17 protein-coding genes are annotated in these 20,149 nt (G+C 59.5%); 2 read left to right on the top strand and 15 right to left on the bottom strand.

Annotated features, from left to right (window positions below; all coding sequences use genetic code 11):
* Positions 1–12 precede the first annotated feature (12 nt).
* Positions 13–921: an RNA polymerase sigma factor RpoH gene (gene rpoH / locus AC1DNI_RS16160; protein ID WP_027231278.1), complete on the top strand. Its 909-nt coding sequence runs from the start codon at positions 13–15 to the stop codon at positions 919–921.
* A 66-nt stretch (positions 922–987) separates the two neighbouring features.
* Here the strand turns inward: rpoH and AC1DNI_RS16155 are convergent, their stop codons facing one another.
* Positions 988–2,664 (bottom strand): hypothetical protein, encoded by a 1,677-nt coding sequence (locus AC1DNI_RS16155; RefSeq protein WP_477692572.1) that lies wholly within the window; start codon positions 2,662–2,664, stop codon positions 988–990.
* 47 nt (positions 2,665–2,711) lie between these two features.
* Entirely contained in the window at positions 2,712–4,004 is a 1,293-nt protein-coding gene (locus tag AC1DNI_RS16150) for an adenylosuccinate synthase (RefSeq protein ID WP_477692571.1), read from the bottom strand.
* A 192-nt stretch (positions 4,005–4,196) separates the two neighbouring features.
* On the opposite strand from AC1DNI_RS16150, the gene AC1DNI_RS16145 reads away from it, so the two are divergent.
* Positions 4,197–5,108: a DMT family transporter gene (locus AC1DNI_RS16145; RefSeq protein ID WP_477692570.1), complete on the top strand. Its 912-nt coding sequence runs from the start codon at positions 4,197–4,199 to the stop codon at positions 5,106–5,108.
* On the opposite strand, the gene AC1DNI_RS16140 is transcribed toward AC1DNI_RS16145, so the two are convergent.
* From AC1DNI_RS16140 to tolQ, 13 genes are all read right to left on the bottom strand, one after another.
* The gene (locus AC1DNI_RS16140; protein WP_477692569.1) at positions 5,086–5,601 is read right to left on the bottom strand and encodes a GNAT family N-acetyltransferase; all 516 of its coding nucleotides are present in this window, start codon (positions 5,599–5,601) and stop codon (positions 5,086–5,088) included. The genes AC1DNI_RS16145 and AC1DNI_RS16140 overlap by 23 nt on opposite strands.
* A gap of 17 nt (positions 5,602–5,618) precedes the next feature.
* Positions 5,619–7,214, bottom strand: coding sequence for a phosphoglycerate dehydrogenase (serA, locus tag AC1DNI_RS16135; protein ID WP_477692568.1), 1,596 nt, complete (start codon positions 7,212–7,214; stop codon positions 5,619–5,621).
* 74 nt (positions 7,215–7,288) lie between these two features.
* Complete coding sequence (locus AC1DNI_RS16130) at positions 7,289–8,464, bottom strand: phosphoserine transaminase (RefSeq protein WP_477692567.1); 1,176 nt, start codon at positions 8,462–8,464, stop codon at positions 7,289–7,291.
* 182 nt (positions 8,465–8,646) lie between these two features.
* On the bottom strand, positions 8,647–9,432 hold the full coding sequence (locus tag AC1DNI_RS16125) for an outer membrane protein (protein WP_081815817.1): 786 nt from the start codon (positions 9,430–9,432) through the stop codon (positions 8,647–8,649).
* Between the two features lie 224 nt (positions 9,433–9,656).
* The gene (gene glmM / locus AC1DNI_RS16120; RefSeq protein ID WP_027231270.1) at positions 9,657–11,003 is read right to left on the bottom strand and encodes a phosphoglucosamine mutase; all 1,347 of its coding nucleotides are present in this window, start codon (positions 11,001–11,003) and stop codon (positions 9,657–9,659) included.
* 210 nt (positions 11,004–11,213) lie between these two features.
* Positions 11,214–13,148: an ATP-dependent zinc metalloprotease FtsH gene (gene ftsH / locus AC1DNI_RS16115; protein ID WP_027231269.1), complete on the bottom strand. Its 1,935-nt coding sequence runs from the start codon at positions 13,146–13,148 to the stop codon at positions 11,214–11,216.
* A gap of 95 nt (positions 13,149–13,243) precedes the next feature.
* Positions 13,244–14,620 carry a tRNA lysidine(34) synthetase TilS gene (tilS, locus tag AC1DNI_RS16110; protein WP_477692566.1) on the bottom strand — a complete coding sequence of 459 codons (1,377 nt, stop codon included), beginning with the start codon at positions 14,618–14,620 and terminating at the stop codon, positions 13,244–13,246.
* Positions 14,595–15,569 (bottom strand): tol-pal system protein YbgF, encoded by a 975-nt coding sequence (gene ybgF / locus AC1DNI_RS16105; RefSeq protein WP_477692565.1) that lies wholly within the window; start codon positions 15,567–15,569, stop codon positions 14,595–14,597. The genes tilS and ybgF overlap by 26 nt, the downstream gene beginning before the upstream one ends.
* A 182-nt stretch (positions 15,570–15,751) precedes the next feature.
* Entirely contained in the window at positions 15,752–16,255 is a 504-nt protein-coding gene (pal, locus tag AC1DNI_RS16100; RefSeq protein WP_036813673.1) for a peptidoglycan-associated lipoprotein Pal, read from the bottom strand.
* 234 nt (positions 16,256–16,489) lie between these two features.
* Positions 16,490–17,806 carry a Tol-Pal system beta propeller repeat protein TolB gene (gene tolB, locus AC1DNI_RS16095; RefSeq protein WP_027231266.1) on the bottom strand — a complete coding sequence of 439 codons (1,317 nt, stop codon included), beginning with the start codon at positions 17,804–17,806 and terminating at the stop codon, positions 16,490–16,492.
* A gap of 38 nt (positions 17,807–17,844) precedes the next feature.
* Positions 17,845–18,906: a cell envelope integrity TolA family protein gene (locus AC1DNI_RS16090; RefSeq protein WP_477692564.1), complete on the bottom strand. Its 1,062-nt coding sequence runs from the start codon at positions 18,904–18,906 to the stop codon at positions 17,845–17,847.
* Positions 18,907–18,911: 5 nt separating this feature from the next.
* Positions 18,912–19,364, bottom strand: a complete 453-nt coding sequence (gene tolR / locus AC1DNI_RS16085) for a protein TolR (RefSeq protein WP_027231264.1) — start codon at positions 19,362–19,364, stop codon at positions 18,912–18,914.
* 45 nt (positions 19,365–19,409) lie between these two features.
* Complete coding sequence (gene tolQ, locus AC1DNI_RS16080; RefSeq protein ID WP_027231263.1) at positions 19,410–20,117, bottom strand: protein TolQ; 708 nt, start codon at positions 20,115–20,117, stop codon at positions 19,410–19,412.
* Positions 20,118–20,149 lie beyond the last annotated feature (32 nt).

Here is a 20,149-nt window from a genome sequence, read left to right as displayed (position 1 = left end):
GGAGGGTGCCCTGTGGCCCAAAATCTTCCTAGTGTTCTCGGCGGGGATGGTGGACTGACCCGCTACCTTGAAGAAATCCGACGCTTTCCGATGCTCGAACCGCAAGAAGAGTACATGCTCGCCAAGCGGTATCTTGAGCATTCCGATCCGAAGGCGGCACACAAACTCGTCACCAGCCACCTGCGTCTCGTCGCCAAGATTGCGATGGGTTATCGCGGCTATGGCCTGCCGATCGGTGAAGTCATTTCCGAAGGCAATGTCGGCCTGATGCAGGCCGTGAAGCGTTTCGAACCGGAGCGCGGCTTCCGTCTTGCAACCTATGCGATGTGGTGGATCAAGGCCTCCATCCAGGAATATGTCCTGCGCTCGTGGAGCCTGGTCAAGATGGGCACGACCGCCAACCAGAAGCGCCTGTTCTTCAACCTGCGCAAGGTGAAGAGCAAGATTCAGGCGCTCGACGATGGCGATTTGAACCCGGAACAGGTCAAGGAGATCGCAACGCGGCTCAGCGTATCGGAAGACGAGGTCATTTCGATGAACCGACGCCTTTCCGGCGATGCTTCGCTCAATGCGCCGATCCGCTCGGCCGACGGCGAGGCAGGCGGCGACTGGCAGGACTGGCTGGTCGACGACCACGACAGTGCCGAGGACATGCTGATCGAGCAGGACGAACTCGAAAGCCGACGCGAAATGCTTTCCGGTGCGATGTCATCGCTCAATGATCGCGAACGCCGTATCTTCCAGGCGCGGCGCCTGGCGGATGATCCCGTTACGCTCGAGGATCTGTCGACCGAGTTCGGCATCAGCCGCGAGCGTGTACGCCAGATCGAGGTCCGCGCTTTCGAAAAGGTGCAGGATGCGGTCAAGGCAGCCGCCATCAAGCAGCAGAAGGCGCTCGTCTCGATGAGTGACAGTCGCTAGTTCGGCCAGCACTGAACGCAAAAAAGGCCGCTCGAAGCGGCCTTTTTCATATCATCACGCGTAATCCTAACCGCCCGCCTTGTCTGCCCAGGATTTCAGGACGTCGTTGAAAACCTTCTCGCCGGGCAATCCCTTTTCGAGCGTGATCAGCGCCCGGCGTCCGGTCTTGTAGGCAATCGGAATATCGATCCAGGATTGGCGGCCCATCAGGGCCATGTTGGTATCGACCGCCGTCTTCGCGTCGTTCATTGCAATGATGAAGAAATTGTCCGCGATCTTCGCCGGTATGGCGACGAGCGGGCTGCCCGGCGCCTGTTCCGTATCCTTGAAGGTCATGCGCGAGACATTTTCGATCGACCCGCCTGGAAAGCCTTCCGGAACGGTAAAGATCATCTCGACGAGATGGCTCGCGGGCAAAGTCTTGTCGCCATTGCGCCGGATGATCATGCGCAGGTTTATGCCTCGGCCAGGAATGGTGACCTCGGCCTTGATCGCAGGTTCCGGCGGCAGGTCGTTGCCGGGGGATTCCTGCACCACCGACCAGACGACCGCGCCAGCATCGGCGGTTCCGGCTTCCTGCCCGGAGCGTTCCTCATAGAAGAAGGCTTTCTGTCCGATCGGCAGGGCGGCCGGCTGCTGCGTCTGGCCTGCGGCCTGCTGTTCCGCCGGGGGTGCAGCCGGCTTTGCCGATTGGTCCGGTGTCGATGCTGCAACGGACGTTCCCTCACCGAGCGAAGGCTTGTCGTTGGCGGGACCGGGATTGACCTCCTGCCCATCCGGCATGAGGCGCTGCGTAAGCTTCGGCTCGGGTTTGGGCTCGGTGCTCTCCGGCGTTGCGGCCGGCGCAGTGGCTTGCGGCGTCGGTGCAGGCGTGGCTGGCTCGGCAGGTGTCGTGGCCGGCGCATTGTTGGCGGTTTCCGCAGGGGCCTGCGGTTCGGTCTTGGAACTGGTCAGGCTGGCAAGCCAGGTCTTGGCCGCTGAAGCTTGTTCGGAAAGCTTGTCCTTGTAAACCCATCCTGCATAGCCGCCACCGGCAATGACCAGCAGAAGGCCAAGAATGGCAAGGAGCGGCACCAGCGACTTCTTGGGCGCCGAGCGCTTCAGGGGGCCGCGCGTGTACACGCCATAATCGCCCGCCCCGCGATCTTCCGCGGCGACCGTCAGATCGTTTTCGTCTTCTTCTTCCGGGCCTCGGCCAGATTTATTGCCTGCGGCAAACCCGGTTGCGGATTCTGCCAATACATCTTCGTCAGGAAGCCTGTCGTCCTCAGGCTCGCTCCGCTTGTTGATGCCGGCGCCGTGACTTGTCAGAAAATCTTCAAGCGCATCAGGCTGCGAACCTATCTTCGTGAAGCCCGGCGCCACGCTGGGCGCGGGCTTGGGTGGCTCCGGCGGTGCAGGCAGGGGCTCCGGCGCCTTGATTTCAGGCTCCGGTTCCGGATCCATAATGGGCGTAAACTTGAAGTGCGGCGGCGTCGATGAGGGTGGCGGGGCGACCGGCTTTGCTTCCGCTGGCGGTGGCGGCGCATCCTCGATGGCCGGCGTGAATTCCGACTCTACCTCGGCGATGGCGTCTTCGAGCGCCCTTATCTGGCGCGTCGCCGCGGCTTCCGGCGCATTCAGCGCCGCAAGCTTCTGCTCAATCGTTGCACGAGCTTTTGCATATACACGTTGACGAAGTTCGGGCGTTGGGTCCGCGATCCCGTCAATTGTCTTCCTCAATACTGCAACGAAGTCTGCCATTCACCCAAACCTATGGTTTTGCTGTGAGATTCTAGGACAATCCGAGTCTAGTCATGAAACGGATCGGTAACAAGTATCGTGTCGTCGCGTTCGGGGCTGGTGGACAGCAAAGCGATCGGCGCGCCGATCAATTCCTCGATATAGCGCACATACTTGACTGCCTGCGCCGGAAGCTCGCTCCAGCTCCGTGCGCCGGCCGTGGTTCCCTTCCAGCCTTCGAGCGTCTCGTAGACGGGCTTGACCCGCGCCTGCTGACCCTGCCCCGCCGGAAGATAATCGATCACTTCGCCGTCGAGTTCGTAGCCTGTGCAGACCTTGATCTCCTCAAGGCCATCGAGGACATCGAGCTTTGTGAGCGCGATCCCGCTGATGCCGTTATTGGCAACCGCTTGGCGCACCAACACCGCGTCGAACCAGCCGCAACGGCGCTTGCGCCCGGTAACTGTCCCGAATTCGTGACCGCGCTCGCCGAGGAACTGCCCGACTTCATTCTGCTGTTCTGTCGGGAAGGGCCCCTCGCCGACGCGCGTCGTGTAGGCCTTGGTGATGCCAAGCACATAATGCAGGGAGCCAGGGCCAATGCCCGAACCTGCGGAAGCCTGCCCAGCAACGGTGTTGGATGAGGTAACGAACGGATAGGTGCCATGGTCTATGTCGAGGAGCGTGCCTTGCGCCCCCTCGAAAAGGATACGCTCGCCGGCCCGCTTCTTCTGGTCGAGCACATACCACACACGGTCCATGAAGGGCAGGATGTGCGGTGCGGCGTCGTTGAGTTCAGCGAGAAGTTTTTCCGCATCGACCTCTTCGATGCCGAGACCACGGCGAAGCGGATTGTGGTGCGCGAGCAGGCGCTCGATCTTTGCCGGCAGCGTGTCCGGATCGGCAAGGTCGAGAACATGAATGGCGCGGCGTCCCACCTTGTCCTCGTAGGCTGGACCAATGCCGCGGCCGGTGGTGCCGATCTTGGTGCCCGCGTTCGAAGCTTCCCGCCGCCGATCAAGTTCGCCATGGATCGACAGGATCAGGGTCGTATTTTCGGCGATTTTCAACGTATCCGGGGTAATGACAACGCCTTGGGCCTCGAGTTTCTTCTTCTCGGCGATGAAGGCATGCGGATCGAAAACGACGCCGTTGCCGATGATCGACAGCTTGCCGGGACGCACGACGCCGGAAGGCAGGAGTGACAGCTTATAGGTGACGCCATCGACGACCAGCGTATGACCTGCATTGTGACCGCCCTGAAAGCGAACGATGATATCTGCCCGTTCGGAAAGCCAATCAACGATCTTTCCCTTGCCCTCATCACCCCACTGGGAACCGATCACAACAACATTTGCCATTCAAAACTCCTCGAGTCATAACCTCGTCGTGCATTTTTCTTCAAATGCGGTGCTTCTATACAGGCTGGTTCATAAAAGCGCGACAATTCTTTCGGCTATCACGCAACCTATTTACCTTTATCCTGGCAATAAACGTCCCTGCCGTTGCATCCAGATAGTGGTTTCGCAACCACCCCGAATAGATTGCAAAACATGAATCGTACCGCCTACATATTTCTGCTGCTAACCGCGCTTTTTTGGGGCGGCAATGCTGTGGCCGGCAAGTTTGCAGTCGGCCATATCTCGCCGATGCTGCTTACGCTTTTGCGCTGGCTGCTCGCCTTTCTGATCATTGCCGCCATCAGCGTCAGACAAGTGCAGCGCGACTGGACAATGCTGCGCAAACATTTGTGGTTGCTCGCCGCCCTTGGCGCCTTCGGCTTCACCTTCTTCAACATGGCGCTCTACAGCGCACTCAACTATACGTCCGCGATTAACGTTACGATCGAGCAGGCCGGCATACCGATGGTGATCTTCGTTGCAAATCTCCTGCTGTTCGGCACGCCCGTTCGCGCCGGGCAGATCATCGGCTTCAGCCTTTCCCTCGTCGGCGTGGCGCTGACTGCGGGCCACGGCAGCTTCAGCCAACTGGCCCGGCTTGAAGTCAATTTCGGCGACGCGCTGATGATCCTCGCAGTCCTGCTCTATAGTGGTTACACGGTGGCGCTGCGGTTCCGGCCCGCGATCAACTGGCAGAGCCTGATGACGGCAATGACTTTCTTCGCGTTTCTGACCGCGATCCCGTTCACGCTCTGGGAATGGCAGCGCGGCGCGCTGATGCCACCGGACACGACCGGCGCCTTGGTCGTCCTCTATACCGCTATCTTGCCTTCACTCGCCGCACAGGTGCTTTTCCTTAAGGGCGTCGAATATATCGGCGCCAACCGTGCCGGCCTCTTCATCAATGCGGTCCCGATCTTCGGGACACTTCTCGCGGTAGCCTTGCTCGGCGAGGAGTTCCACCCTTACCACGGTATCGCCCTTGTGCTCGTGCTTGGCGGCATCTGGATCGCCGAACTCAGCGGACGCAAGCATGCCGCGATCAGCGAAGCTGGCGGACCATGAAACGCGCGTCCTCCGAATAGGTTTTGAGCTTTGCTGCAAGCTCTGGCAGGTTTTCTGTCTTGAAGCCCTGCTTTTCCCAGAATCCAACCGAGTTGTTCACCGAGACCAGAGACATATTGGCGAGGTCTTCCCGCCTGGCCTGCTCGGCAAGAATGGCAACAATGCGCGCCGCTGCGCCGCTACCGCGGGCCGTCGGCATGAGGGCGATATCGTGCAGATAGTAGGTGGAAGGTTGGGCGGGTAATTCGACGAGCAGGCTGTTGAGCGCAGGCATCGCATAGAGTTGCCACGGGTGGGTGACCGCGTAGCCGTGAAGAGCGCCTCCCGGCGATTCGAGCACAAAACAGCCATTGCCGTAAAGCCGCATGCGCTCACGAAAAACGCTGTCATCCTCCGGGAAATTCGGGTGGATGGCGTCGGCCATGGCATTGATGGAAGCGAGGTCGCCCGCTTCCATCAAACGCCAACGGAGATCGCTGGGCTCGGATGCCATGACCGACATCCGTACAATCAAGCGATGTTGAATTCCAGCGGTTTGGCCGAAACAATTGCCTTGTTGATCCGTAGTTCCTCAAGGACATTGTCCGGGATGCGCTCGTCGAGATAGAGCATGGCAATGGCATTGCCGCCGGGCGCGTCGCGCCCAAGCGCGAAGTTGGCGATGTTGACCTTGTTGTTGCCGCAGATCGTGCCAAGCAAGCCGATCATGCCCGGCGTGTCGTTGTTGGTCGTATAGAGCATATGCTGTCCGACTTCCGCGTCGAGGTTGATACCCTTGATCTGGATGAAGCGCGGCTTGCCATCGGAGAAGCAGGTGCCGGCGATCGAGCGTGTCATCGACGCCGACTTCACCGTCAGTTTGATATACCCGTCGAAAACCCCGGATTTGTCACGGCGGATCTCGGAAACGATGATACCGCGTTCCTTCACCATGATCGGCGCGGAAACCATATTCACATCGGCAACCTGCGGTCGAATGAGACCGGCGAGCGTCGCGCTGAGCAATGCCCGCGTATTCATCGCCGCCGTCGCTCCATCGAACAGCACTTCGACTTCCTCGATCGGCTCTTCCGTGACCTGGCCGACGAAAGCACCCAGCACTTCGGCAAGCTTGACGAAGGGCTTGAGGCGCGGCGCTTCTTCCGCGGTGATCGAGGGCATGTTGATCGCGTTGGAAACCGCACCCTTGATCAGGTAATCCGACATTTGCTCGGCGACCTGCAGGGCGACGTTTTCTTGCGCTTCGCTGGTCGATGCGCCGAGGTGCGGTGTGCACACGACGTTCGGCAGATGGAACAGCTCGTTATCGGTAGCAGGCTCGACTTCGAAGACGTCAATGCCGGCGCCGGCGACCTTGCCGGATTTAAGGGCGGCAACGAGGTCCTTCTCGACGATGAGACCGCCGCGGGCACAGTTGATGATGCGCACACCGTCCTTCATCTTGGCGATCGCGTCGGCGTTGATGATGCCGCGCGTCTTGTCGGTCATCGGCGTGTGCAGGCTGATGAAATCGGCACGGGTCAAAAGCTCGTCGAGTTCGACCTTCTCAACGCCGAGCTCCTCCGCCCTCCCCTCGGAAAGGAACGGATCGAAGGCGATGACATGCATTTTGAGGCCGACGCCGCGCGTAGCGACGATCGAACCGATATTGCCGCAGCCGATAACACCGAGCGTCTTGCCGGTGATCTCGACACCCATGAAACGGTTCTTCTCCCACTTGCCGGCGCGCGTTGAAGCATCGGCTTCAGGCAGTTCGCGGGCGACGGCGAACATCAATGCAACGGCGTGCTCAGCCGTGGTGATCGAATTGCCGAAGGGCGTATTCATGACGATGATACCGCGGCGGGAAGCCGCCGGTATGTCGACATTGTCGACGCCGATACCGGCGCGGCCAATGACCTTGAGATTCTTCGCTGCGCTAATCAGCTTCTCGGTGACCTTCGTCGCCGAGCGAATGGCAAGGCCATCATATTGGCCAATAACCTCAAGCAGCTTGTCCTTGTCCTTGCCGAGATCCGGCAGGTAATCGACTTCGACACCGTGATCCTTGAAGATCTGGACGGCGGTGGGGGAGAGTTTGTCGGATACGAGTACGCGCGGTGCCATCATGGCCTCCATCGTTGAAATCGGATAAATGGGAGGAGCGGCCGCAATGCTGCGGCCGGCTTTAGCCTGGAGACCTAGGCGGCCTTCTTCGGTTCGGCCTTCTGGGCTTCGAACGCCCAATCCAGCCACAGCATCAAGACCTCGAGGTCAGCCGTCTCGACAGTGGCGCCGGCCCAGATGCGCAGACCCGACGGAGCATCGCGATAGGCGCCGATATCGTAGGCGACGGCTTCCTTTTCGAGCGCTGCAACGAGGTTCTTGGCAAAGCTGGCCTGGGCGTCGGCGTCGAGCGCGGTGATCTCGGGATCGACGATGGTCAGGCAAACGGAGGTGTTCGACCGGGTTGCCGGATCCTTTGCCAGATTGGCAAGCCATGGCGTACGTTCGACAAAGGCGTCGATCGCCGCGAAGTTCCTGTCGGCGCGGGCAACGAGTCCATCGAGGCTTCCTACCGACTTCGCCCAGTTCAACGCATCAAGGTAATCCTCGACGCAGAGCATCGATGGGGTGTTGATCGTCTCGCCGGAGAAAATGCCTTCGATGAGCTTGCCGCCGGAGGTGAGGCGGAAAATCTTCGGCAGGGGCCAAGCAGGTTTATAGGTTAAAAGCCGCTCGACCGCGCGCGGGCTGAGGATGAGCATGCCGTGTGCGCCCTCCCCGCCGAGAACCTTCTGCCAGGAGAAGGTGACGACATCGAGCTTGGCGAAATCAAGGCGCTGTGCGAATGCGGCCGAGGTTGCGTCGCAGATGGTGAGGCCCTTGCGGTCCGCAGGGATGAAGTCGCCGCTCGGAACGCGCACGCCTGACGTTGTGCCGTTCCAGGTAAAGACCACGTCGCGGTCGAAATCGATCTTGGAAAGGTCTGGCAGTTCGCCGTAGCCGGCTTCGATCGTGCGGGCATCGGCGAGCTTCAGCTGTTTGACGACATCGGTCACCCAGCCGGCGCCGAAGCTTTCCCATGCGACCATGTCGACGCCGCGCTCGCCCAGCAGTGACCAGAGCGCCATTTCGACGGCGCCCGTATCGGAGGCCGGAACGATGCCGATGCGGTAATCGGCAGGAACTTGCAAAATCTCACGGGTAAGGTCGATGGCCTGCTTCAGCTTGGTCTTGCCGACCTTGGCGCGATGCGAACGGCCAAGCGCTGCTTCGGAAAGCGCAGCAAGCGACCATCCGGGACGTTTAGCACAGGGACCTGATGAAAAATTGGGATTAGCCGGGCGCTGGGCCGGCTTTACAAGCGTGGTCATGTTTTCTCCTATCCTCACAGATAGCACGCCTCTCGTTGGGGAGAGGTGGCCCACTCCGGGACCTAGGAGAAATGTCGCTGGCAGTCAAGAAATATGTTTGGCTGCGACATGAATTTCTGGCGAACTTCAAACGAAAACGGCAGGTGCTGGCACCTGCCGTTGAAGTTCGGTGGTTCACTCAATCAGAAAGCGTAACGAACGCCGACCTTGAAGTCGTGGGAGGTAATATCCTTGAACTTGAAGGGTTCAGGATTTTCGCGGGTCAGCGAGTTGATGTAGTTAAAGGCATTGTCGGTCTTGCCGTCGCCGAGATCGACATAGCTGTAGCCGATATCAATGGTCATGCGATCGGTCGCCTTGATGCCGACACCGGCATGCAGCGCCCAGGCGAGTTCCCACTGCGAGGCGCTGCCGGCATAGCCGCCGCCGCCGGTAATGATATTGTTGTCGGTGAAGCCCGAAATCGTATTGCGCGACGCGCCGATACCCGCGCCCACATAGGGCGTGATTCCGGCATAGGTGCCGAGGTCGGCATAGGCATTGGCGAGGAACAGCCATTCCGACTTCTTGGCATGGTATTCATTTGTGGCCGCGTCATCCGTCGTGGTGAGATCGCCATCGATATCGTAGAAGTCCAGCGCACTGAAATCCGTCTTGCCACGATATTGCCCGGTCACGTCGGCACGGAGCCAGTCGTTGAACTGGTAGCCGATACCGATCTGCGCCGTCATGCCGGCGTCGAAGTCGCCATCATTGAAAAAGGTATGATAGGCAGGATCGGCAAACCCGACATAGTCGAGATGATCGAACTGCTGGTTGCTCATACCGATGTCGCCGCGCAGATACCAACCGCCGAAAGGCGCTACTTCCACCACCGGATCCTGGATCATGTCTGCCGCGAGGGCCGGTGCCGCGCCCAGGCTCATAATAGCTGCGCCCATGGCAGCAAACTTGTTGAATGTGCTCATTACTCTATTCCTCACAAAGCCCCATGGTTGGAAAGCGCGGCGATTGCCACAGATGGTTGTGAGGAAATATGGGCGTAAAAGGTTAAGTCCCGCTTAACCGTGTTTGTTCACCATGTCTATTAAGGTTAACGGAATACAGCTTTGAGTAGAATGAGACCCTTAACAGCAAAACGGGCCCGAATGGGGCCCGCTTTCGTTATGATTTGTTAATGGATTGCGGCCGGTTAGGCCGCCGAAGATGAAATGACGGAAATGATATCGTTGACCACGGCCTCGACCAGCTTGCGGTCGTCGCCCTCCGCCATGACGCGGATCAGCGGTTCGGTGCCGGACGGGCGGATCACAAGGCGGCCGGCCGTGCCGAGACGATCGCGCGCTTCGTCGATCGCGCTTTTCACGTTCTTGTTTTCAAGCGGCTTGCCGCCGGTAGTGCGCACATTCTTCAAAAGCTGCGGCACCGGGTCGAACTTGCGGCAAACCTCGCTGACAGGACGTCCCTGCTCCTGCACGACAGCGAGAATCTGCAAGGCCGAGACCAGGCCGTCGCCCGTTGTCGAGAAATCGGACAAAACAATGTGACCGGACTGCTCGCCGCCGACGTTGAAGCCATGGTTGCGCATGTGCTCGACCACGTAGCGGTCTCCAACCTGCGTGCGGGCGAGGGTCAGTCCCCGGTCCATCAAGAAGCGTTCGAGCCCGAGATTGGACATGACCGTTGCAACGACGCCGCCGCCGACGAGCCTGTCCGTCTCCTGCCACGATTGGGCGATGACCGCCATCAACTGGTCGCCGTCGATGATGGCGCCATTTTCATCGACGATCAGCACGCGGTCGGCATCGCCATCGAGCGCGATGCCGATATCGGCCCGCACCTCGTGCACCTTCTTGATCAGGCCGAGGGGATGGGTCGAACCGCAGTCCTCATTGATGTTGGTGCCGTTCGGCTTGTCGTTGATCGTTATCACTTCCGCCCCGAGTTCCCAGAGGGCGGCCGGAGCGACCTTGTAGGCCGCGCCATTGGCACAGTCGACGACGATCCTGAGGCCCGAGAGCGAGATATTCTTCGGCGTCGTGCGCTTTGCAAATTCGATGTAGCGGTAGATGTCGCCATCGACACGCTTGGCGCGTCCGAGATTGTCGAAACTCGACAGGCGATCCGACAGGTTCTCGTCCATCAGACGTTCGATCTGCAGTTCGATCTCATCGGAAAGCTTGAAGCCATCCGGTCCGAACAGCTTGATGCCATTGTCGAAATAGGGGTTATGCGAAGCCGAGATCATCACGCCGATATCGGCGCGCAGCGAGCGGCAGAGCATTGCAACAGCGGGGGTCGGAATCGGGCCGAGCAGGAATACATCCATCCCGGTCGAGGTGAAGCCGGCGACAAGGGCGTTCTCGATCATGTACCCTGAAAGCCGCGTATCCTTGCCGATAACGACGCGGTTGCGGTGCTCGCCGCGCTTGAACGTAAGGCCGACGGCCATGCCGACTTTCATTGCGATGTCGGGGGTCATGGGATAGGCGTTTGCCTGTCCGCGAATGCCATCCGTGCCAAAATATTTGCGCGCCATGCTGGTTATCCGAATCTAGGGCTGTCTTATATCCGCAAAGACAGGAATGCAGCCTCGTGTGCCTGACCTTGGGTCTTATCAAGCTTATTGCAAAAGACCTTCTATTCCGCATCTCACATTTTGTGTAGCGATTATACTTAGAGCCAATGCATGAACAATTCGTACAAACGGCCGGTTTTTACCGGCCGTTTGTAGAAGTTGCATCCACCATCAGGATTGTGGCTGGGGCTCAAGACCCTTGTCGGGCTCATCGCCCTTGCGGGGCTTCTTGGCCGATCCGGCCTTCGGAACAGCCGATCCACGCGAAGGCGGCGTATCGTCGCCAAGGTCGCGGGCGGGCTTGCCGCCGGCCATCAATGCCTTGATTTCCTCGCCCGTCAGCGTCTCATATTCGAGGAGGCCTTCGGCGATGGCGATCCATTCCTTCTTCTTCTTGGTCAGGATGGAACGCGCGTGATTATAGGCATCGTCGATGAGCTTGCGAACTTCCGCATCGATCAATTGCGCCGTCTCTTCCGAAACGTTCTGCGTGCGGGCGACGGAATGGCCGAGGAACACCTCTTCCTGGTTCTCGCCGTAGGCGACCTGCCCGAGCTTGTCGGAAAAGCCCCAGCGGGTGACCATGGCGCGAGCAAGCTTGGTGGCTTGTTCGATGTCGGAGGACGCGCCGGAGGTGATGTTCTCCTTGCCGAACTTGAGTTCTTCGGCGATGCGCCCGCCCATCATGATGGCAAGGCGCGAGATCATCCACTTGTAGCTCATCGAGTAGCGATCGGCTTCCGGCAACTGCATGACCATGCCGAGCGCACGGCCGCGCGGAATGATCGTTGCCTTGTGCAGCGGATCGGCAACTTCGACGTTGAGTGCAACAATGGCGTGGCCGGCCTCGTGATAGGCTGTCAGTTCCTTCTCGGCCTGCGTCATCGCGGTCGAGCGACGCTCTGCACCCATCATGATCTTGTCCTTCGCATCCTCGAACTCGAGCATGGTGACGAGGCGCTTGTTGCGGCGGGCGGCCATCAGGGCAGCTTCGTTGACGAGATTCATCAAATCGGCGCCGGAGAAGCCGGGGGTGCCGCGAGCAAGAATCTTGAGGTCGACATTGGGTGCGAGCGGCACGTTGCGCGCGTGCACCTTCAGGATCTTTTCGCGGCCGGTGACGTCCGGATTGGGAACAACGACCTGGCGGTCGAAACGGCCCGGACGCAGCAGCGCAGGATCGAGCACGTCGGGACGGTTGGTTGCGGCGATGAGAATAACACCCTCATTGGCCTCGAAGCCGTCCATCTCGACCAGCAGCTGGTTGAGTGTCTGTTCGCGCTCGTCATTGCCGCCGCCGAGACCCGCGCCACGATGGCGACCGACCGCGTCGATTTCGTCGATGAAGATGATGCAAGGGGCATTCTTCTTCGCCTGTTCGAACATGTCACGGACACGGGAAGCGCCTACACCAACGAACATTTCAACGAAGTCGGAACCGGAGATGGTAAAGAACGGCACGTTGGCTTCGCCGGCAATGGCGCGGGCCAGCAATGTCTTACCTGTGCCGGGAGGGCCTACCAGCAGCACGCCGCGCGGGATGCGCCCGCCGAGCCGCTGGAATTTCTGCGCGTCGCGCAGGAATTCGACGATCTCTTCGAGATCTTCCTTGGCCTCATCGACGCCGGCGACGTCCTGGAAAGTCACTCGCCCATGCGCTTCGGTCAAAAGCTTGGCCTTGGACTTGCCAAAGCCCATGGCGCCACGCGATCCACCCTGCATCTGGCGCATGAAGAAAATCCACACGCCAAGGATAAGTATCATGGGTAGCCAGGAAATCAGCATGCCAACAAGCGAAGTGGACCCATCGGTCTCCGGACGCGCGGCGATCTGGACATTCTTGCTTTCCAGACGGCCGACGAGGCCGGCATCGCCGGGCGAATAGGTCTGGAAGGTCGAACCATTGTCCGAATAGGTACCGGTGATGCGATTGCCGGAAATCGTAACGGATTTCACGCGGCCGCTATTCACGTCGGTAATGAACTGCGAATAGGGAACATCACTCGATGCCGAGCGCGAGGTGGGGCTTTGAAAAAGGTTGAACAACGCGATCAGCAGCAAGGCGATAATCGCCCACAGAGCGAAGTTCCTGTAGTTAGGATTCATATCGGGTCCCATCAATCACAACCGCAAGGATGCGGAATTTTAACGTAACATAGGTTCGAAGCGTGGCCTTGCCAAGGCTGGCAGTCAAACTGAGGTCAATTCTTGTTAATCTGGTTTACAGGCAAACCCTTATACGGCGGTAGGCAAAACAGTTCAGCAAGAACTCTGGCCAAGCTGATATCATAGCCTGAAAGGATATGGTCGAACAGGGAAAGGTGCCGCGCGAGAGCGATGCCTGCAGGCAACTTAGCGTGATCGTCGCGGCAAATTACGGTGGTCATCTCGCCTTCGTTTACAATTGCAGGCGAGGATTTCAGGGCACCGGGATGGTTGTTGGTAGGGCGTTCTCCTTCGATCGATCCAATATTCCCGTTCCCTACTGGCACGATCTCGACCGGATTTTTCGTCCAGTTGGTGAGCCGATAGCGCTCGTCCCAGATCGCGGTTTCGCCAGCCCCAACGGTGATTTCAGGCAGCGATCGCATTTCGCGATAGATGAAAGCCTTGTCTCGCTTGACCTCAATCACGCAGCGGCCGAGCGATACGCGCCGAAACGTCCCATCTCCCTTAATATGCTGGATGGCCCTGTCACAAAGCTCTGCCGCCGGCAGCATCGATAGGCCACCCATCGCCGCGAGAAGGACGCCAACGGCAAGGCGTCTGTCATCGCTATCGCCGGCAAATTCCGATCTTTCGATTTCGGCGAGCGTACCATCGTGCACTGCGACGCTTTTCTGCAAGAGCCCGGCGGCGCCGATATTATGCGCCATGCGCTGCTCGGTCTTTAGCGCAATGCTTGCGAGTATAGCTGCGCGCTCCCCATCGCGCAGCGCCTTGCGGATGCGCACGCGTTCATACTTTGGGTCTTCGTTGGATGGATCATCGCACCAAGCGATGCTGCGCGACCGCAAATAGGCGCGGAGCGCCTCGCGGGTTATCCCGAGCAGGGGCCGCACCAGCCAGATCTCGCGTTCGAACAATGTCGCAGGCGCCATTCCGGCAAGACCCCTGTCGCTGCCTTCGCTGCTCGTTCGCAAGCGCCGCATTGCATAGGTTTCGATCTGGTCGTCCTGCGTGTGTCCCGTCAGGATCACGTCCGTATCCGCCTGCCGGGCCGCCTGGCAAAGAAGGCGATATCGCGCGTCGCGCGCCAATGCCGAAAGTGCGGTCTGTGGCTTGGGCTCATCCCATGCAAGGGTCCGGTGCTTGACGCCGAGTTCTGCGCACAAAGTTGCCACATAGCGCGCTTCTTCGGCGGCTTCCGGGCGAAGGCGATGATCGACGGTAACGGCAATAATGGCTGGGAACTGCGGCCGGGAAGCGCACAATTCTACGAGGAGATGGAGAAGCCCCAGAGAGTCGCTGCCGCCGGAGACGGCGACGATGACCGAGGTCAGTCCCTCGAAATGGACCGAACCAAAAATGCGTTCCGGATCGAGCCCTGTCTCAGCACTTGTTGGCGGCACGCTCACTCTTCACGCGCTCCTTGATCGCCGGCGTAATATTCGGATAGCGCGTTGCGACGGAGGAAAAGGTGGCGCAGGCGACGTCATGATCGCGCATCTTGGCGAGAGTCATGCCGAGCTTTAGCAGGTTCTCCGGGCTCTTCTTCGAATCCGGATACTGCTTGTGATTGTCGAGGAACACCGATGCCGCATCCTGATATCGGCCCTGCCCGTAAAGCGACTCGCCGAGCCAGTAACGGGCATCGGGATCGGCGGGATCCTTGGGGAACCGGTCGACATGATCGCGGAAGGCAAGTTCCGCGCTCTTATAGTCGCCGGAGAGGAACAGCTGATAGGCCTGGTTGTAAAGCACCTTGGGATCGTCGGTTTGCGGCAAGGCAGCAACCGTCGTGTTGTCAGCCGGCGGATTATCGGTGGCATTTCCACCGATCACGTTGCCATTGGCATCAAATTCGATCTGCCCGAGGTCGCGCGGCGGCGCGCCGAGTTGCTCGGAGCCGGACAAATCGACCTGGGGATCAATAGCAGCGGAATCGGTGGTCTGGGGCGCTGCCCGCGACGAACCGGAAGAGGCAGAGGCATCCGACGATGCCTCCCCCGTTGTTGTTCGCGGCGATGGGGCGGATGCGACCGTACGATCGCTCTTGCCGCCGGCATCCGACCGCTTGCCCTTTTCCAGCTCCTGGAAGCGGAACTCGTTGTCTTCCTGTACTTTGCGCATCTGCTCCTGCATTTGCAGGATCTGGAAGTTCAGTTCCTCAACCTTGCCGGTGAGCTGCCTGATCTGCTCCTCGAGCTGGCTCACCCGCGGATCGCCTGCCTGAGCCAGGATGACGGGAGCTTTGCTGGGTGCAATCTCCGCCTTTGGCGCAGGCGGAAAAAATCCACCGCTCAAATCCATGGCGTGGCCGACGCCGGTTGCCAGAAATGGCATAACCGTCAGTGCCAGAACCATTCTTCTAAGTCCTTTGTTCATTCCTTTTACCGCCCCTGATATGGGAATTGAAACACCGCCTTGATTGCGGCCGCCCTATCTAACACGAGCAATGTGACTTCGGCCAAATTTTGTTAGCCTTGCGTCAAAACAAAAAAAGCGGCCCGAAAGCCGCCTTTTCCGTCGATAAAATCGAAGTCTGCTTAGCTGCCCGCGCCGCCGAGAACGGTGATGGCGCGGCGATTCTGCGACCAGCACGATTCGCTGTCGCAAACGGCAACCGGACGCTCGTTACCATAGGAGATGGTCTTGATGCGGCCAGCTGGAACGCCCTGAGATGCCAGATAGTTGCGTGTCGCAGCAGCACGGCGCTGACCGAGAGCAAGGTTGTACTCGCGCGTGCCGCGCTCGTCGGCATGGCCTTCGACGGTGATCGCATAGTTGGGGTAGCGCTTCAGCCACTGTGCCTGCTTGGACAGGGTCTGCTGTGCATCACCACGGATGACCGAGGAGTCGACATCGAAGAAGATGCGATCGCCGACATTGACGGTGAAGTCTTGCGTCGAGCCCGGTGTCGCGCTGCCAGCAAGGCCAAGGTCGCCGGCGCTGTTGGGCATGTTTTTCTTCGAGGCGCAACCCGCGATGGCGAGAGACATGAACAGTGCAACGACAAGTGGACTGCGTGCGATCATTTCGAACCGGCGCATGGCCTGGACTCCTTAAGAACTGAATTGTTTCGGTGAACAACCAGTAACCATATTGAGGTTAAGGCGAGTTCAAGAAACAGGGTTAATCCCCTCTTAAAACCAGGATTAACGGCGAATCGAATGCGTATTTCCGTACCTCTAAGGCAAACAATGCGGCGGAAAAACGACATTCGCGGCGAATGTCGGAGGACATCGCCGCGAATGCAGAGAAGAGCTCCTGATGGCTGGCAGCCACTATTCGAGAAGCGGAGACCAGGCCGGGTCCGACGAGAGGTTCGGGGTCTGGATCTGGCGGATATTGCGGCCCGTCAGATCGACCGTCATCAGATGCGGGCTGTTCGAGCCGGGCGGCTGGCGGAAGAACATCAGAACGCGGCCATTCGGCGCCCAGGTCGGGCCCTCATCGTGGTAGCCGCTCGAAAGGATGCGCTCGCCCGAGCCGTCCGTCTTCATGACGCCGATCGAGAATTCGCCGCCCGCCTGCTTTGTGAAGGCGATCAGGTCTCCGCGCGGTGACCAGACCGGGGTCGAATAGGAACCGTCGCCGAAGGAGATGCGCTGCGGGTTCGAACCATCCGCGCCCATCTTGTAGATCTGCGGTCGGCCGCCACGATCGGATTCGAAGACGACCTGCGTGCCATCCGGCGAATAGGATGCGCCGGTATCGATCGCAGACGTGCTGGTGAGGCGCGTCGTCGTGCGGCTGCGCAGATCCATTGTGTAAATGTTGGCGCTGCCGTCTTCCTGGAGCAGGCTCATGACGACCTTCTGCCCGTCGGGTGAAAAGCGCGGTGCGATGGTCATGCCGGGGAAGTTGCCGACGAGTTCACGCTGGCCGGTCTCGAGTTGCAAGAGGTAAATCTGCGGCTTGCCGCCTTCGAATGACATATAGGTGATTTCCTGCCGGCTCGGCGAGAAGCGCGGCGTCAGGACGAGATCCTTGCCGTTGGTGAGATAGCGCGTGTTGGCACCGTCCTGGTCCATGATGGCCAGACGCTTGACGCGTTTTTCCTTGGTGCCGGACTCATCGACATAGACGACGCGGGTATCGAAATAGCCGTCCTCGCCCGTCAGTTCCTTGTAGATCGCGTCGGCGATGATGTGGGCGACCCGGCGCCAGCTTTCCGGCGAGGTGAAGAACTGCTGTCCGATCAATTGCTTACCGGCGAAGGTGTCCCACAGGCGGAACTCCGCCTTCAGCCTGCCGTCGCCCTGCTTGGTGACGCGGCCGGTGACAAGCGCCTGGGCATTGATCACCTTCCAGTCTTCAAAGCGCGGGGCAGCATCGGGGTTCGAGATCTTTTCGATGAACGCACCCTTCTCGATCGGCGCGAAGAGGCCGGACCGCTCAAGGTCCGCAGCAATCACGCCGGAAATATTGGTCCCAAGCTGATCACCGGAGAGAAAATCTGTAATCGCGATGGGCATGGGTTCAACCACGCCCTTGGTGATATCGAGTTTGAGCTGCGCGCGCGCCGGGAGCGTCGCAACAGCCAACAATGCGATAATCATTGCGAAAGCGGAAAGAATTGTCCGGGTCGTTCTAAGCATAAGTTCAGGGCCCTCTTTTGGCTGGCCAATTGTCATCATCAGGTCGTTCCTGGATAGAAGGTTAGTTCAACATCTTTCCAGGTATCATATTTGTCTTGCGGCAGATTGAACGGTACCGAGCGCATGACCGCGCGCAATGCACTGCTCTTGATCGCGTTCAGGAGACCGGGTTCACCGCCGCTGCCGCTCACGACCGGCGAACCTTCGATCTCGCCGCTCGGCGTGAGCTTGAACGAGACGATGATCTTCATATCCGGATATTCCTCGGCACCCACCGGCTTGTTCCAGTTGCCCTCGATGGCGCTGCGCAAAGCATCCATTTCGCTCTGGCTGAGCTTCGAGCCGCCCGTCGCCTTGTCGGCGCCGAGAGAAGCCCGGTCCGTGGAGCGCTTGGCACCACCTGCGGACGGCTTCTGGTTGTTGAGCAATTCCGCAACCTCGTCGGCTATGCCCTTCTCCTTGGAAGGTTTGGCCGCCGTCTGCGTCTGCTTCGGCTTCTCAGGTTCCTTGCGCTCCGGAGTCTTTGCCGTCTGCGCCGGCTGGGTGGGCTTTGCTTCCGGCTTGGCGACATTCTCGGGAAGCTTGAAAGTCTCTTCCTGCGGTACGGGATCGGGCTTGGCTTCGGTAATTGCCGAAGCCACAGGATCAGGTTTGACTTCCTGCTTGGGCGCAGGCTCCGGCTTCACCTCCGTGGCGGGCACGGGTTCAGGCTTCGGTTCCGGCTTGACCTCGGGTTTCGGCTCAGGCTGCGGTTCCGGCTTTGGGACAGGCGCTTCCGATGGCTTCGGCGCTTGTGCGGATTCCACCGGCTTGGGTTTTACTTCCAGCGTCTCCTTGGTCTTGGTGTCGAGGTCGCTGTCGCCGGTATTCTGGGCGTCGAGCTGGGTCTGCGGCTTCTCGGCGGGCTTCGGCGCGGGCTTTTCGGCCTTCGGCGCCTTCTTGTCGCCCTGCTGCAGCTGGGTGATGGATTCGACGGGAACGATATCGATAGGCATGGACTCGACGTCCGCGACCATCGGGGCGGGCGCGGAGAACGTCAGCAGCCCCCAGCCAAGGATGGCGGCATGAATTACAGCAGAGGATACGACACTGCCCTTCATTTCGCTTAGCTATCCTGCTCCTGAAGACTGACCAGACCAATATTCTTGAATCCGGCCGATGAAATGCGCGCCATGACCTTCATGACCGCACCATAATCGGCCGTCTTGTCGCCGCGAACGAAAATGCGCTCGTTATAGCCGGTCTTGGCGATTGCCTGCAGTTTCGGCACAATTTCCTCGATCGGGATTTCCGTGTCCTCGATGAAGATCTGTCCCTGCTGGTTGACCGAGATCGTGATCGGCTTGGTGTCGGTATCCAGCGCCTTGGCCGCGGTGTCCGGCAGGTCGATCGGCACGCCGACCGTCATCAGCGGCGCAGCGACCATGAAGATGATCAGGAGAACCAGCATCACGTCGACCAGCGGCGTGACGTTGATTTCACTCATCAGCGCCTTGCTGGCCCGACCGCGGCGTCGGCGTCCGCCTGACGACCCATTGTTTCCCATTGACATGCCCATGGCATCAATCTCGCAATTTCAAGTATCGGTTACGCAGGCGGTCATTCAGGTCCGCGGCAGCTTCTCATCGATTTGCCGCGAGAGTATGGCGGAAAACTCGTCCGCAAAGCCTTCCATGCGTGCGGTAAGCTTGCCGGCGTCGCTCGACAATTTGTTGTAGGCGATAACGGCTGGAATAGCGGCGACAAGGCCGATAGCCGTTGCCAGCAGCGCTTCGGCAATACCAGGCGCCACAACAGCAAGGCTGGTGGACTTGGAACCGGCAATCGCCATGAACGAGGTCATGATGCCGATGACGGTGCCGAAGAGGCCGATGAAGGGGCCGGCGGAGCCGATCGTTGCAAGAAATGTCAGGCGGGCGGCGAGATAGTCGCTTTCGCGCGCCAGCGCCACGTCCATCGCCTTGTCGATACGCATCTGCAGCGCGATAGGCGAGCGGGCGCCCTTTTCGAATGACTTCTTCCATTCACGCATGGCGGCAATGAAGATCGAGCCCATGCCGGTGGTGCGCTTGTCGCCAAGGTTGCGATAGAGCTCTTCGAGCGACTGTCCCGACCAGAAGACCTGTTCGAAACGGTCGAAGGCGCGCTTGGCGCGTCCGAATCCGAGCGCTTTGTCGATGATGATCGCCCATGTCCAGATGGACGCACCGAGAAGCCCGATCATCACAAGCTTGACGATAAATCCGGCTTGCCAGAACAGTCCCCAAAGCGAAGTATCTGATGCTTGAACGGCAACCGCTAAATTTTCCATAACCACAACCCTCGAATCCGAAAACCCGGCAT

It is taken from the genome of Phyllobacterium sp. 01N428 (genome assembly GCF_056399405.1).
The sequence above is the reverse complement of the archived record's forward strand: the minus strand, read 5'-3'. Positions and strand labels throughout refer to the sequence as shown.